The sequence below is a fragment of the Telluria sp. ZT3P26 genome, from assembly GCF_059686035.1.
Map to the genome: position 1 here is coordinate 618,726 of NZ_JCASII010000001.1, position 14,319 is coordinate 633,044.

Annotated in this window: 17 protein-coding genes and 1 other RNA gene; 9 read left to right on the forward strand and 9 right to left on the reverse strand. The window is 65.2% G+C overall.

From position 1 onward, the window contains the following. Complete coding sequence (locus AC56LN_RS02670; RefSeq protein ID WP_499569820.1) at positions 1-474, reverse strand: hypothetical protein; 474 nt, start codon at positions 472-474, stop codon at positions 1-3. A gap of 214 nt (positions 475-688) precedes the next feature. On the opposite strand from AC56LN_RS02670, the gene AC56LN_RS02675 reads away from it, so the two are divergent. Beyond that, on the forward strand, positions 689-1,945 hold the full coding sequence (locus AC56LN_RS02675; protein WP_499569821.1) for a PEP-CTERM sorting domain-containing protein: 1,257 nt from the start codon (positions 689-691) through the stop codon (positions 1,943-1,945). A gap of 122 nt (positions 1,946-2,067) precedes the next feature. On the opposite strand, the gene groL is transcribed toward AC56LN_RS02675, so the two are convergent. Both groL and groES read right to left on the reverse strand, forming a co-directional pair. Continuing rightward, complete coding sequence (gene groL, locus AC56LN_RS02680; protein ID WP_183555886.1) at positions 2,068-3,714, reverse strand: chaperonin GroEL; 1,647 nt, start codon at positions 3,712-3,714, stop codon at positions 2,068-2,070. 39 nt (positions 3,715-3,753) lie between these two features. Beyond that, positions 3,754-4,044 (reverse strand): co-chaperone GroES, encoded by a 291-nt coding sequence (gene groES, locus AC56LN_RS02685; RefSeq protein WP_183555885.1) that lies wholly within the window; start codon positions 4,042-4,044, stop codon positions 3,754-3,756. Between the two features lie 364 nt (positions 4,045-4,408). Between groES and AC56LN_RS02690 the strand changes: the two genes are divergently transcribed. From AC56LN_RS02690 to AC56LN_RS02710, 5 genes are all read left to right on the forward strand, one after another. Further along, positions 4,409-4,708, forward strand: a complete 300-nt coding sequence (locus tag AC56LN_RS02690; protein ID WP_499569823.1) for a hypothetical protein — start codon at positions 4,409-4,411, stop codon at positions 4,706-4,708. Beyond that, complete coding sequence (locus AC56LN_RS02695) at positions 4,705-5,016, forward strand: cell division protein ZapA (protein ID WP_482899960.1); 312 nt, start codon at positions 4,705-4,707, stop codon at positions 5,014-5,016. Before AC56LN_RS02690 ends, AC56LN_RS02695 begins: the two co-directional genes overlap by 4 nt. Positions 5,017-5,062: 46 nt before the next feature. Continuing rightward, positions 5,063-5,244: non-coding RNA, 6S RNA (ssrS, locus tag AC56LN_RS02700), on the forward strand. 88 nt (positions 5,245-5,332) lie between these two features. Continuing rightward, positions 5,333-5,806 (forward strand): EVE domain-containing protein, encoded by a 474-nt coding sequence (locus AC56LN_RS02705; RefSeq protein WP_499569824.1) that lies wholly within the window; start codon positions 5,333-5,335, stop codon positions 5,804-5,806. Continuing rightward, on the forward strand, positions 5,806-6,621 hold the full coding sequence (locus tag AC56LN_RS02710) for a sulfite exporter TauE/SafE family protein (protein ID WP_499570771.1): 816 nt from the start codon (positions 5,806-5,808) through the stop codon (positions 6,619-6,621). The genes AC56LN_RS02705 and AC56LN_RS02710 overlap by 1 nt, the downstream gene beginning before the upstream one ends. Here the strand turns inward: AC56LN_RS02710 and AC56LN_RS02715 are convergent. The 6 genes from AC56LN_RS02715 to AC56LN_RS02740 form a co-directional block, all read right to left on the reverse strand. Continuing rightward, entirely contained in the window at positions 6,618-8,804 is a 2,187-nt protein-coding gene (locus tag AC56LN_RS02715; protein WP_499569825.1) for a xanthine dehydrogenase family protein molybdopterin-binding subunit, read from the reverse strand. The two genes, AC56LN_RS02710 and AC56LN_RS02715, sit on opposite strands and share 4 nt — an antisense overlap. Then, a complete protein-coding gene (locus tag AC56LN_RS02720; protein ID WP_499569826.1) occupies positions 8,801-9,280 on the reverse strand; it encodes a (2Fe-2S)-binding protein in 480 nt (159 codons plus the stop codon). The genes AC56LN_RS02715 and AC56LN_RS02720 overlap by 4 nt, the downstream gene beginning before the upstream one ends. Further along, on the reverse strand, positions 9,277-10,575 hold the full coding sequence (locus AC56LN_RS02725) for a c-type cytochrome (protein ID WP_499569827.1): 1,299 nt from the start codon (positions 10,573-10,575) through the stop codon (positions 9,277-9,279). The genes AC56LN_RS02720 and AC56LN_RS02725 overlap by 4 nt, the downstream gene beginning before the upstream one ends. Before the next feature lie 76 nt (positions 10,576-10,651). Continuing rightward, on the reverse strand, positions 10,652-11,461 hold the full coding sequence (lgt, locus tag AC56LN_RS02730; RefSeq protein ID WP_499569829.1) for a prolipoprotein diacylglyceryl transferase: 810 nt from the start codon (positions 11,459-11,461) through the stop codon (positions 10,652-10,654). A gap of 2 nt (positions 11,462-11,463) precedes the next feature. Then, positions 11,464-12,369, reverse strand: coding sequence for a LysR family transcriptional regulator (locus AC56LN_RS02735; RefSeq protein WP_499569830.1), 906 nt, complete (start codon positions 12,367-12,369; stop codon positions 11,464-11,466). Positions 12,370-12,448: 79 nt separating this feature from the next. Beyond that, complete coding sequence (locus AC56LN_RS02740; RefSeq protein WP_482899953.1) at positions 12,449-12,673, reverse strand: TIGR04438 family Trp-rich protein; 225 nt, start codon at positions 12,671-12,673, stop codon at positions 12,449-12,451. 178 nt (positions 12,674-12,851) lie between these two features. Between AC56LN_RS02740 and AC56LN_RS02745 the strand changes: the two genes are divergently transcribed. From AC56LN_RS02745 to bluB, 3 genes are all read left to right on the forward strand, one after another. Next, complete coding sequence (locus AC56LN_RS02745) at positions 12,852-13,160, forward strand: c-type cytochrome (RefSeq protein WP_258835467.1); 309 nt, start codon at positions 12,852-12,854, stop codon at positions 13,158-13,160. 127 nt (positions 13,161-13,287) lie between these two features. After that, positions 13,288-13,662, forward strand: coding sequence for a (2Fe-2S) ferredoxin domain-containing protein (locus tag AC56LN_RS02750; RefSeq protein WP_499569831.1), 375 nt, complete (start codon positions 13,288-13,290; stop codon positions 13,660-13,662). A 5-nt stretch (positions 13,663-13,667) separates the two neighbouring features. Beyond that, on the forward strand, positions 13,668-14,303 hold the full coding sequence (gene bluB / locus AC56LN_RS02755) for a 5,6-dimethylbenzimidazole synthase (protein WP_499569832.1): 636 nt from the start codon (positions 13,668-13,670) through the stop codon (positions 14,301-14,303). Positions 14,304-14,319: the final 16 nt, after the last annotated feature.

A 14,319-nucleotide genomic window follows, 5' to 3' on the forward strand; every position in this document is an offset into this window, starting at 1 on the left:
TCAGTCAGCGCTTTTCAGGTTGACGCGCTCGATCTTGCGGCGCCATTCCTGCAGGCTCAGGAGGGTGTCCGACTCGGTATCGTCGACCAGGATCTCGCTGCCATCCTGCGCAACCAGAAAGCTTTCCTGCCGCCGCGCGTCCTGCGCGCGGTTCTCGACAAAACTCAGCTGGTAATAGGTCTTGCCGTTCACCTCGCGCGGCACCGGGTCGTCCTCGACCACGGCGCCGCGCGCCTTGCCGCCCGTGCGTCGCTCGATCTGCGCCGACCAGGCAGTCAGTTCCGGCAACGCCAGCAGCGTGGCCATCGCCTGTTCCTTGCTGTAAGCCGGTGCCTGAACGACGGGTGCGGCCGGCGCCGCTGCGGGCGGCGCCACGGGCCGCTCGGCGCGCTTGCAGCCGGCAACTGCACAGCACAGGGCGATTGCGGCAAGGGTCGTGCGCAGGGTGTACGAGGCGGTGGCGCGATTGGACATGGCAGGTTCCGGAAGACGAGACGGCCATACTAAACCATGCTTGTTTTAGCGGCAACATACGTCACCCGCAAGCGCCGTACGGGTGTTATTATTTCCACATGGAAATGCTTTCGTGGTTTTCGCCACGATCTTCAGTTGTTTCGCGATGGCATCTGATTTAGTTTGTGCAACTAATGATATTCTGTAGGATCACTCCTACCAGTCAATACACCGCATGGACACCCGCGCTACCTATCAACGTCGTCTCGAACGAAGCTCGCACCGCGAAAAACGCCTGATGACGCTGGCCGTACTGGGCGTTGCCGTCGGCGTGGCCGGTGTCGTGCTGCCATCGCCATCGATCAGCTGGCCGACGTTCGGCGAGGCGTCGAATGCGGCCCCGGTTGCCGCAGCGCCGGCACGTGTCTTGAGTCCGACGGCGCCAACGGCGCAGCAGACCGCCTCGGCGCGGCGCATCTACCGCCACTCGGTCGTGCCGGGCGGCGTGGCGGACAAGGTCGAACTGGCGCAGATCCTGCGGACCGACCGGGTCGTGGCGGCGCACTATGCAACCTTCAATGTCGAGAACGCGCGCGCCGTCACCGTGACAAGCCCGCGCGCCGTATATGTCTCGTACCGGAAGAACGACCAGATCTACTGGACGTCGAAGAAGGTCATGCTCGAGAAGGGCGAAACGCTGCTGACCGATGGCGAGCATGACATCCGCGCCCGCTGCGCCAACCGCATCTCGGACGTGCCGCAGTATCCGGTCGAACGCCATGGCCCAAGCGAGGCCGAACTCGATACCGTGCTCGATGCCGGCGCCCCATCCGATCTGGTGGGTGTGCCCGGTGAAGAGGGCGGCTTGCTGCCCGTGGGCATGGACGACGTGAACACCAGCGAGGCAGTGGGGCAGCGCTACTATGCCACCAGCTTCCCGAATGGCGCTGGCCTGCTGACGCTGGCAAATGCCACGCCGACGCCGATGCCGTCCCGCCCGGGTCAGGCACCGAGCCTGCCGGACTGGTATGACACACCGATCTATCGTGGCGGCGTGCCAGACTTTGCCAGCCCGGTCGCTGGCAACGAGGACACCACCATTGACGTGTTGTCGCCGGTGCCGGTGCCGACGCCAGCGCCGGGTAGCGTGGTCGCTGGCGATACGGGTGGCGTTGGTCGTCCTGGCAGTGACACGGGACCGATCCCGGTCGCTATGCCGCCATCCCTGCCAACACCGGTTGCGGTGATCGATACGCCGGGTGATACGCCTGTCACGCCGGGCACGCCAACGACACCGGGCACGCCAACCACGCCTGGCACGCCAACCACGCCGGGCACGCCGGGCACGCCAACCGCGCCGACGCCGCCGGGCAATACCGTCGTCGAGCCGGTCCCGCCGACCGAAGTGCCCGAACCGGGCACGCTGTGGCTGGGCGGTGTCGCACTGGCTGCGCTGCTGTGGCTGCGCCGCAAGGGCCCGCGCGCCCGCTGAGTTGCGCTCAACGCACGATGTGCAGACAACAAAAAACCCGCGAGGTGTGAGCCTCGCGGGTTTTTTATCGTGGGTAACCTGGGCGAAGCATGCAGCGCGCTTCGCCCGGACCGCCCCGGCAATTACATCATGCCGTCCATACCACCCATACCGCCCATGCCGCCCATACCACCCATGCCGCCGGCTGGCTTGTCTTCCGACAGTTCCGAGACCATGCAATCGGTGGTCAGCATCAGGCCGGCGATCGACGCTGCGTTCTGCAGTGCCGAACGGGTGACCTTGGCTGGATCCAGCACGCCCATTTCGACCATGTCGCCGTAGGTGCCGTTGGCTGCGTTGTAGCCGTAGTTGCCGGTGCCGGCCAACACTGCTGCAACGACGACCGATGGCTCTTCGCCGGCGTTCTGGACGATCATGCGCAGTGGCTCTTCCATTGCGCGCAGGACGATCTTGATACCAGCGTCCTGGTCAGGGTTGTCGCCCTTGACCGTGATGTTGGCACGGGCGCGCAGCAGGGCCACGCCGCCGCCGGCAACGATGCCTTCTTCCACGGCAGCGCGGGTAGCGTGCAGTGCATCTTCAACGCGTGCTTTCTTTTCTTTCATCTCGACTTCGGTGGCTGCACCGACGCGGATCACGGCAACGCCGCCGGCCAGCTTGGCCACGCGCTCTTGCAGTTTTTCGCGGTCGTAGTCCGAGGTCGCTTCTTCGATCTGGGCGCGGATCATCTTGACGCGGCCTTCGATCGATTCAGCCTGGCCAGCGCCGTCGATGATGATGGTGTTTTCCTTGCCGACTTCGATACGCTTGGCCTGGCCCAGCTCTTCCAGCGTGACTTTTTCCAGCGTCAGGCCGACTTCTTCAGCGATGACCTGGCCGCCGGTCAGGACAGCGATGTCTTCCAGCATGGCCTTGCGACGGTCGCCAAAGCCCGGGGCCTTGACAGCGACGGTCTTCAGGATGCCGCGGATGTTGTTGACGACCAGGGTCGCCAGCGCTTCGCCGTCGATGTCTTCAGCGACGATGACCAGTGGACGGCCAGCTTTTGCGACTTGTTCCAGTACCGGCAGCAGGTCACGGATGTTCGAGATTTTCTTGTCGCACAGCAGGACGAATGGATTTTCGTGCACAGCGACTTGCTTGTCCGGGTTGTTGATGAAGTACGGCGACAGGTAACCGCGGTCGAACTGCATGCCTTCCACGATGTCCAGCTCGTCGTTCAGCGACTTGCCGTCTTCCACGGTGATGACGCCTTCCTTGCCCACTTTTTCCATCGCTTCAGCGATGCGCTCACCGATCGAGGTTTCCGAGTTGGCCGAAATGGCGCCGACTTGTGCGATCTCTTTGGTGGTGGTGGTTGGCTTGGCGATCTTGCGCAGTTCTTCGACGGTGGCAGCAACTGCCTTGTCGATGCCGCGCTTCAGGTCCATCGGGTTCATGCCGGCGGCAACGAACTTCATGCCTTCGCGGACGATGGCCTGGGCCAGCACGGTTGCGGTGGTGGTACCGTCACCGGCGTTGTCGCTGGTCTTGGAAGCAACTTCCTTGACCATCTGCGCGCCCATGTTCTGCAGCTTGTCTTTCAGTTCGATTTCTTTGGCGACCGAGACACCATCCTTGGTGACGGTCGGCGCGCCGAACGAGCGCTCGAGCACGACGTTACGGCCTTTCGGGCCCAGGGTGACTTTGACTGCATTGGCGAGGATGTTGACGCCTTCGACCATCTTGGCGCGCGCTGCGTCGCCGAATACTACTTCTTTAGCTGCCATTTGTTATTTCTCCGAAATGTTCGTGAGTGGGATCAGAAATTACAGTGCGACGATCGCGAGGATTTCTTCTTCGCGCAGCACCAGCAGTTCCTGGCCATCGATCTTGACGGTCTGAGCGCCATACTTGGAGAACAGCACGCGATCGCCGACTTTCACTTCCAGAGGGCGGAGCTGGCCGTTATCTTGCACTTTACCGTTACCAACGGCGAGAACTTCGCCTTGGTCCGGCTTCTCTGCCGCGGCATCAGGGATGATCAGGCCGGACGCAGTTTTGGTTTCCTGGTCGAGACGCTTCACGATTACGCGATCGTGCAGAGGGCGAAGGTTCATGCAAAACTCCTTAATATTCAATGGTTTAACTGGCGTTTTTGACGCCGTCGCAGCAACTTGTCGATGCTGCGCCGGTCTGCAAAGAGTTGTTAGCACTCTCAGCTAACGAGTGCTAATTATAGGGACGATACCCTGTCATTTCAAGGCGCATGATGGCGAAATCATTGTAAACAGGTGATATAGCGCAATGATGACATTGGCATTTGCACCATGTTTGCTGCGCCTTGTCCGCAGCGCGCGGCAGGACGGGAGGCCGGCAGCGTACACCGCCAGCCATAACGGTGCCGCACGCCAGCGCGCTACTACTGCCGCACGGCAATACGCACCGGTTGACGGAAAAAGCAACTCGATCCTATAGTGTCGGATGATTTCCGAATTCCAAGACCTCTCAGACAAAATCGACCGGCTTGCGCAACTGACCCAGTCGTTGCGTGCCGAGAACTACCTGCTGCGCCAGGCCAATACGCTGCTCAGCGCCGAGAACGTGGCGTTCAAGGAGCGCCTGATCGAAGCGCAGCGCCGCGTCGAAGCGCTGCTGGACGAGCTGCCCAAGCCACCAGACGAATCGGACGCCGCGGACGAACCTGCCGCAGACGCGCCACTCGATGCCAATGCGCCGGTGCCGCCGCATCTTGCCCACGCCCGCCGTGAGGGGACAGCATGATTTATCTCGACGTACATATCATGGGCCAGTCGTACCGCCTGTCCTGCCGCGACGGCGAACAGCGCACGCTGCGCGAAGCCGTGAGCTACCTCGACAGCAAGATGTGCCAGTTGCGCGATTCGGGCAAGGTCAAGGGTACCGACCGCATCGCTGTCATGGCAGCACTGAGCGTGGCCGCCGAATTCCTGTCGGTGAAATCGCCGCAAGGGCCGCTGTCGGACATGTCGATCCTCGAGGTCAAGCAAAAACTCGAGTCGATGCACACGGTGCTCGACCGCGTTCTGGCTGACCAGGAAAATCTGGCCTGAAAGGCCGAATCCGTTTGACAGGACTGGTCAAAGGAGTAAACTCCTTCCTACCCTGCGGTGTTCGAGATTTGCCATATATTCCTTGAACCATTCTTACGCATAGGTCGTGGAACAAGTTCGATGGGTGTGAGCGTCGCTAGTCCGACGAACCCGAAATTGATCTGACCGTGACCGCCTTGAACCGTTGTGGTTCAGGATGCCGGCAAAAACGGCACAGGCGGGGGCTAGACATACAAGCGGTTGCGCACTCGGTACGCAGCCGCTTTTTTTTACGTGTGCGTCCGGTGCATCGTGTGCTGGCAGGGAGAACAGCGCGATGCGCTACTGGTTGATGAAATCCGAGCCCGACGAAGTCAGTTTCGACGACGTCCTGGCCGCCCCCGGCGCCACCGTGGCCTGGCTTGGCGTGCGCAACTACCAGGCGCGCAACTTCATGCGCGATGCGATGGCCGTCGGCGACGGCGTGCTGTTCTACCACTCGGGCGGCAAGCTGCCCGGCGTGGCCGGCATCGCCGACATCGTCAGCGGCCCATACCCGGACGCATCGCAGTTCGACACCACCAGCCATTACCACGACCCGAAGGCCACGCCGGAAACGCCGCGCTGGGTCTCGGTCGATGTCAAGGCGGTTGAAGCGGGCCGCTTCGTGCCGCTGGCCGAACTGCGCACGGTCGCCGCGCTGGACGACATGGTGCTGCTGCAGAAGGGCAGCCGGCTATCGATTTCGCCGGTCACGAAAGCCCAGTACACGGCCATCGTCGCGCTCGTGCGCGGCAAGGGCGCGCCATGATGGCGCCCGCATTCGATCCGCTGCTGATCCTGGCCCTGCTGGGAATGGGTGCGTTTGGCGGCTTCGTGGCCGGCATGCTTGTCGTCGGCGGCGGCATGATCCTGGTGCCGTTCATCACGATGATCTTCACGGCGCGCGGCTTTCCCGAAGAACTCGTCGTGCACATGGCGATCGCCACCTCACTGGGCACCATCTTCTTTACTTCGTTGTCGTCGGTGCGCGCGCATCACAAGCACGGCGCCGTGCTGTGGCCGGTCGTGCGCCTGTTCACGCCCGGCATCCTGATCGGCGCCTGGGTCGGGCCCTGGATCGGCAAGCAGATGAACACCTCGGTGCTGGCCTTCTTTTTCGGCTGCTTCGTGGCGTTCTCGGCGATCCAGATGCTGATCGGGAAAAAACCGGCGGCGGCGCGCGAACTGCCCGGCAAACCGGGCATGTTCGCAGCGGGCAGCGTGATCGGCATCCTGGCCGGGCTCGTGGGCGCGGGCGGCGCCTTCGTCTCGGTGCCGTTCATGACGCGCTGTAATGTGCGCATCCATAATGCCGTGGCCACCAGTGCGGCGATCGGCTTTCCGGTGGCGCTGATGGGCACCCTGTCGAACATCTATTTCGGCTGGGGCGAACCCGGTTTGCCGCCCTGGTCGCTCGGCTTCATCTACCTGCCGGCGCTGGCAATCATCGTGCTGGCCAGCGTGTCGATGGCGCCGCTGGGCGCGCGCACCGCGCACAAGCTGCCGGTACGGCAGCTGCAGCGCAGCTTCAGCGTCATCCTGTGTGCGCTGGCCGCCTACATGTTCTGGAAAGCCTTCAACTAGGCCTTGCGCACCCGCGCGCGGTCCAGCGGCAGGTCGCGCATGCGCAGGCCGCAGGCGTCGAACACCGCATTCGCGATGGCTGCCGCGGCCGGACCCTGCGCCGCTTCGCCGGTGCCCAGGAACGGCTGGCCAGGGCGGTCGATCAGGTGCACGTCGATCTGTTCCGGCGCCTGGGCAAAGCGCAGGATCGGATACGACGCCCAGTCCACCGTCAGCACGCGCGATTCGTCGAAGCGCACCTGTTCCAGCAAGGTCCAGCTGGCCGACTGGATGATGCCGCCCTCGATCTGGTTGCGCACGCCGTCCGGGCTGACGATCTCGCCGCAATCGACGGCGCTCACCGCGCGCGTGATGCGCACCAGGCCCGTCTCACGCGCCACCTCGACTTCCACCGCAATGGCGCAGTACGACGCCAGGTTTTTATAGCGCGCAAATGCGAAGCCACGTCCGCGCCGGGCCGGGCGCCGGTAGCCATCCCAGCCAAACTTTGCTGCCGCCAGCTTGACCACGTCGAGCGCGCGTGGATCGTCCAGGTGCCGCAGCCGGAACGCCACCGGGTCGCTGTTCGCGGCGCGCGCCAGTTCGTCCATGAAGCTTTCGATGGCAAACACATTGCAGTAGGCGCCCAGGCCGCGCAGTGCCGATGAGCGCAGGACCGGCTTTGGCTGGAAGTGGTGCACCACGCGCGCATTGGGCAGCACGTAATACGGAATCGCATTGCGGTCGCCGCTGCCTTCGGGTTGCGGTGCCGGCTTGGCGACCGGTGGCGCAAACGGGCGCGCCAGGTGCGTGGCCGCCAGCAGGTTGCCGGCCTTGCCGGGGCGCGTGTTGTGCGGCGGCGTGAAGACGTCGTGCTGCCAGTCGGTGATGCGGCCGGTGCTGTCGAGCGTGGCGGCCACCTGCACCACCATCGCCGCGCCGAACGGCTCCCACGCATGTTCTTCTTCGCGCATCCACTGCACGCGCACGGGCCGGCCGGGCAGGGCGCGTGCGAGCAGGATGGCGTCGGCCGCGACGTCGTCGGCGCCGTTGTGACCATAGCAGCCGGACCCCTCGACGTGGATGCAGCGGATCGTGTCTTCGTTGACGGCGATCAGTTCGGCCAGGGCCGTGCGCAGCGGATAAACACCCTGCGCATGGGTCCAGACCGTGTAGCGGCCATCGACCAGCTGCGCCACGGCGCACGAGGGGCCAATTGACGCGTGCAGCTGGAACGGGCGCGTATAGCGCGCGGCGAACTTGTGGCCGGCCGATCCGGCGGTGCCGCGCGCCAGGATCGGCAGCGCCTCGGCGGGCTGGGCGCGGATGAAGGCATTCATGTCGGGATGCACCGGCAGCGACGCCGGTGTCTCCCAGCGCGTGGCCCGCGCCAGCGCCGTTGCCGCCTTCACGGCGCGGTACTCGCCCTCGGCGATCACGGCGAGAAAGCGTCCGTCCCGCACCACCTTGAGCACCCCCGGCAGGCGTTCGATCGCGGCGACATCGACGGCGATCAGCCGCGCGGCCTGCGACGGTGGTCGCACGATGCGCGCATGCACCATCTGCGGCAGCCGCAGGTCTTGCACGTAGGCCGCGCCGCCCGTGACCTTGGCCGGGATGTCGACGCGTGGCACCGACTTGCCGATGGCCGTGCGCGGGCCTGGCGGAGGTGGCGCCGGCGTCGGCGTGGCGCGCAGGTGCAGTTCCTGGCCCGTCACCAGCTGGCCGAACGTGACGCGCCGGCCGCCCGCGCTGAACGCGCCATCCTTCAGTATCAGGCTGCCCACAGGCGCGCCAAGCCGCGTTGCGGCCAGTTCACCCAGGCGCATGCGCACCTGGCCGGCCGCATGGCGCAGCGCCGTGCCGCTGTCCTTCATCGAGTTGCTGCCGGCGGTGATGCCTTCGTCCGGCGTGCGCGCCGTGTCGGCGGTCACGAGCTGCAGCCGGCCAGGCGCCAGGCGCAGTTCGTCGGCCACTACCTGCAAGAGCGCGGTCTTGATGCCCTGACCCAGTTCGGCCTTGCCGGTAAATACCGTGATGCGTTCATTGGCTTCGATCCGGATCCAGGCGTCGAGCCAGGGCGACTTGTCCAGGCTCTTGGGCAGCTCGCCGGGGGCGGCAAAGGCGGTTGCCGGCAGTGCGAACGACAGCGTCAGGGCGCCGCCGCCAGCGAGAAAGGCACGGCGGCCGGTATCGATCGTCATTGCTTGCCCTTCGCTGCCAGCGCATTGGCGGCGCGCCGCACCGCGCGCAGGATGCGCATGTGCGTGCCGCAGCGGCACAGGCTCGGCGACATGTGGGCGCGGATCTGGGCGTCGGTCGGCGCGGGCGTGCGTTCGAGCAGCGCCGTGGCCTGCATCAGCATGCCGGCGATGCAGTAGCCGCACTGGGCGGCCTGCTCGTCGATGAACGCTTGCTGCAGCACGCCCGGCGTGGTGGCATTGCCCAGCCCTTCGACGGTGCGCACCGGCCGCTGGCCGACGACGGACACCGGCACCATACACGACATCGCCGGCTTCCCGTCCAGCAGCACGGTGCACGAACCGCACTGGCCAAGGCCGCAGCCGAACTTCGCGCCATTGAGTTCCAGGTCGTTGCGCAGCACGTACAACAGCGGGGTGTCGGCATCCTGGTCGACGGCATGCACCTTGCCGTTTACCTGCAGGCGGTAGGTCGTCATTCTTTGCTCGCTTTGCGCACGGCCTTGTCCAGATCGGGCCACACGGGTTGGTTCGCGCCATATTTGCGCAGGTAGGCCGACAGGGCGCCGGTCTGTTCCTCAGTCAGGATCGTTTTAAAGGCCGGCATGAAGCGCGACGGCTCGCCATCGGGCGGCGTGATGCCGTCCAGCGTGATGTGAATCAGGTCGCGTGGGTCGGGGTCGTACAGCGCGATCGCCTTTTGCAGCGGCAGCGCGGTGCCGGAACTGGCGTCGCGCCCGGCGTCGTGGCAGCGTGCGCACGAATTGGCATACACGGCGTAGCCGAGCGTCATGCGTTGCAGGTCGGTGTCATTCTTCGCGGGCTGAGGCAGCGGGCCGGCCTGCTGCGCCGGTGTCGCGCGCGGCGGCGCCTTGGCCAATTGAGTGTGGGTCCAGGCGGCCAGCGCCACCACGTCACGCTCGTCCGCTTGCGCCAGGTGCGTGACCACATCCTGCATCGGCCCGGCCGCCATCGCGTGGTCGTGCGCGACGCCGGTGCGCAGGTATGCCTGCAGCTGGTCGCGGGTCCAGGGCAGGGGTGATGGCGAATGCTCGTTCAGCGCCGGCGCATACCAGTCATCGGCTTCGCCGCCGCCAAGCTGTTTCTTCAGGTCGGGTCCGCCCAGCAGCGTGCGCGGTGTGTGACACGCTGCGCAGTGTGCGACAGCATCCGCCAGATACGCACCGCGGTTCCATTCGGCCGATTGCCCGGCCACTGGCTGCCATGGCGCGTCGTCCAGGTACAGCACATTCCAGAATGCGACCAAGGGGCGGAACCCGAACGGGAAGGTCATCCGGTTCTCGCGCGCCGGCGCCACAATCGCGGGGCGCGTCATGAAATAGGCATACAGGTCCTGGATGTCGCCGTCGGTCATCCGTACATAGTGGTTGTACGGGAAGGCGGGATACAACAGGTGACCATCACGCGCGACGCCTTCGCGCATCGCGCGTGTAAAAGCTGCTGCGCTCCAGGCGCCGATGCCGGTGGTGGTGTCGGGGGTGATGTTGGTGCTGTGGACCGTGCCGAACGGGGTGTTCATCGGCTTGCCGCCGGCGAATGGCCGCGACAGGTCCGGCGTATGGCAAGACGCGCACATGCCAAGGCGCGCCAGGTTGGCGCCGCGGTCGATGCGGGTGGTGTCGAAGGATTGTGGTGCGGTGTGCGGCGCGAGCGTGGGCCGCCACATGATGGCAAACGCGATGCCGCTGGCGACGATGACGGCTGCGAGCAGCAGCCACCAGCCGATATGTCGTGTGCGCCGGACTTGAACCATCGGGACTCCATATAGAGGAGTCCCATTGTGAATGCAGCAAGGGTGGGCGCTCTGTGCGTTCGCCCACCCAGGGGACTTATGCCGTCACGGGCTGCGCCGGTGCTTTGCGATATGCCCACACCAGCATCGCCAGCGCAGCGACGATCATCGGCAGCGACAACACCTGGCCCGACGTGATCGGCAGGCCGAATACGGTGGTTTCCCAATCCGGTACGCGGAACCATTCGGTGAAGAAGCGCGCGCAGCCATACAGCAGCGTGAACATGGCGCCCACGGCCAGGCGCGGACGCGCCTTGCGCGCGAACATCCACAGGATGATGAAGACCAGCACGCCGTCGATCAGCGCCTGGTACAGCGGCGACGGATGGCGCGGACCGGCCACGCCCGGCCAGATCATCGCCCACGGCAGGCTCGGATCGGCCAGACGCCCCGGCAGTTCGGCGTTGATGAAGTTGCCCATGCGGCCGGCTGCGTAGCCGAGCGGCACGAGTGGCGCGATGAAGTCGTACACGTCGAGGATGTTGCGGCGGCGCTTGCGGGCCCACAGCGCCATCGCGATCAGCACACCCAGGAAGCCACCATGGAACGACATCCCGCCGCGCCAGATCATGAAGATCTCGAGCGGGTGCGCCAGGTAGTACAGCGGCTGGTAGAACAGCACTTCGCCCAGGCGGCCACCGATGATCACACCGAGCATCCCGTAGAACAGCATGTCGTCCAGGTCATCCTTGGTCCAGCCCTGCACCGCCACGTGCGGCATGCGGATGCGCACGCGGCCCAGCATGATGAACAGGGCAAAGGCGACCACGTACATCAGGCCATACCAGTGGATTTGCACCGGCCCGAGCGCGAGCGCGATCGGGTCCGGCTGCGGATGAATCAGCATAATCAGTCTTTCTTCAATAAGTCCAGGAAGCCCTTGAGGACGGGCGAATCGTTATCGCGCCGCCATGCCAGGCCCGTTTCGGCCAGCGGCGTGGCGTCGCGCAAGGCACGGTATTCTACGCCGGGGCGCATCAGGTTCGAGACGGATTGTGGCACAAGTGCCAAGCCCATGCCGCCGGAGACCAGGCTGACGATGGTCTGCATCTGGATCGCCTCCTGCCCGATCGTGGGCAGCACGCCGGCGGCGCGGTAGCACGCCAGGATCGCATCGTGCAGGCTGGGCGCCACCGTGCGCGGGAAGATCACCAGCGGCAGCGGGGGCAGGTCGCGCAGCCACACCGGCCCCGGTGCGGCCAGCGCCGCCAGTCCGCTCGGCGCGCACAGCACCAGCGGTTCGTCGAGCAGCTTACGGTAGTCAAGCGCCGGATCGGCCACGCCCGCCGGTGCGCCCGGCTGCAGCGGGATTACGAAGCCGGCATCGATGCGGCCGGACAGCAGGTCGTCGAACTGCACGTCGGACGTCGCCTCGTGCAGCACCAGGCGCACGCCCGGGAATGCGGTGCGGTAGCGGCGCAGCACGTCGGGCAGCATGCCCAGGCCGGCCGTGGACACAAACGACAGCGCCAGGCGGCCTGCTTCACCGCTGGCCGCGCGCCGCACCAGCTCGGGCAGGGCGCTGGCTTCGTCGAGGATGCGGCGGGCTTCGGGCAGCAGCGCGCTGCCGGCCGCCGTCAGGCCGACCATGCGGCGGTTGCGCAGGAACAGCGGCGCGCCGAGCAGGTCTTCGAGATTGGCGATGCTTTGGGAGAGCGGCGGCTGCGTCATGTGCAGGCGCTGTGCGGCGCGGCCGAAATGCAGCTCTTCGGCCACGGCGACGAAATGGCGCAGCTGGCGCAGTTCGGGATGCATTGATGGAGAAGATGAATGAACAAGTCTGGGTGAGTTGTTCAATGTATCACAGCACAACGACGACAGCGCCGGGGTCTTGTCAGCGGCGTTTTTCCAGCGATTTTTTCACGCGGTCGGCGCGGCGCTGTTCATCGACGTCGTGAGCCTTGCGCTTGTCCAGGCCCAGTGCCTTTTCGATGTACTCGAACCAGATGAACGCGACCACCATCAGGCCGATGATGTACCACCAGGACAGGTCGGCGAAACGCCAGACTTCGAAGCCGCGCAGGGCGGCAAGCAGGGCGATCAAGAGGATCAGGGGCATGGTAAAAACTCCTTGTGACCGCACATCTTACGGCGTAAATGATGCCTATGGGAAAATCTGGCAGTTTTCTGTTACACCGTATGAGCAAATGTGGTGATCGCGTTACAGAGTGTATCGCTTGCAGAAGGTCTGGAGGATTGCCGGTAAAATTCACTCAGTCATTAATCCGGAGAATCCCATGAAGCGGTCCCTGTTGTTGTGTGTCGTGCTGTCGGCGTTTGCGTCAGGCAGCGCCCTGGCCCAGGCCGACCTGGCCAAGGCCAAGAATTGCATGGCCTGCCACACGTCGGCTACCAAGCTGGTCGGACCGGCGTACAAGGACGTCGCCGAGAAATACGCGGGCCAGAAGGGCGCCGAAGACAAGCTGGTGCAGAAAGTGCTCAAGGGCGGTTCGGGCACCTGGGGCCCGATCCCGATGCCGGCCAATCCACAGGTCAGCGAAGCCGAAGCACGCTCGCTGGTCAAGTGGGTGCTCGCGACCAAATAAGCCATCCGGCTGCAGCACGACATGAAGCGCGCCTGCGTGAGCAAGGCGCGCTTTTTCATTGGGGGGCGCACAGGCAGCGTGGTGTAAGATCGCCCCTTGTTCGCCTGCGACCCCACCTGACCAAAGCATGACCACCATCGATTCCCCTGTACCCGATACGCCCCGCCAGGTCGTCAAGCCCACCATCGGTGTCTACCGTCGCCACCTGCTCGTGTGCACCGGCCCGCGCTGCAATGCCGATGGCGCTGCACAGGCGCTGTTCGACAGCCTGGGCGAGAAGCTCAAGGCCGGTGGCCTGGATGGCGGCCCGCTGCGCGTCAAACGCAGCCGGGTGAGCTGCTTCGCCGCGTGCAAGGGCGGGCCGATCGTCTGCGTCCAGCCGGACGGTACCTGGTACTACGACGTCACGCCGGAAAATATGGACCGCATCATCGACCAGCACCTGTGTAAGGGCGAGCCGGTCGGGGACCTGGTGTTCCACCAGGCGGACACACAGGCGTGACGACGATGGCGCACCGTTTCGACGACGCCCAGGTCGACGGCGTCTACCGCGCCATCGCCGAACGGCGCGACGTGCGCCACTTCATCCCCGGCGCGGTCGACGAGGCGGTGCTGCTGCGCCTGCTGACGGCGGCGCACCAGGCGCCCAGCGTCGGCATGATGCAGCCGTGGCGCTTCATCCGCATCGCGTCAACGCCATTGCGTGAACAGATCTGCGCGCTCGTCGAAGCGGAGCGCGTGGCCACCGCCGACGCCCTGGGCGAGCGTGGCGCGGAATTCATGCGCCTGAAGGTCGAAGGACTACGTGAATGCGGCGAGGTGCTGGTCGTGGCGCTGATGGACGGGCGTGAGCGGCATGTGTTCGGGCGCCGCACGCTGCCCGAGATGGACCTGGCCTCGGTGTCCTGCGCAATCCAGAACATGTGGCTGGCAGCGCGCGCCGAAGGCCTGGGGATGGGGTGGGTCTCGTTGTTCGATCCCAACCACCTCGCGACCTTGCTCGGGATTCCGGAAGGCGGCAAGCCGGTGGCGATCCTGTGCCTGGGCCATGTGGCCGCGTTCTATGAGAAGCCGATGCTGGAACTGGAAGGCTGGGCCCAGCGGGGCACGCTGGACGATTTTGTCACGTTCGACCGCTGGTAGCGGCCGCAGTTGCGGC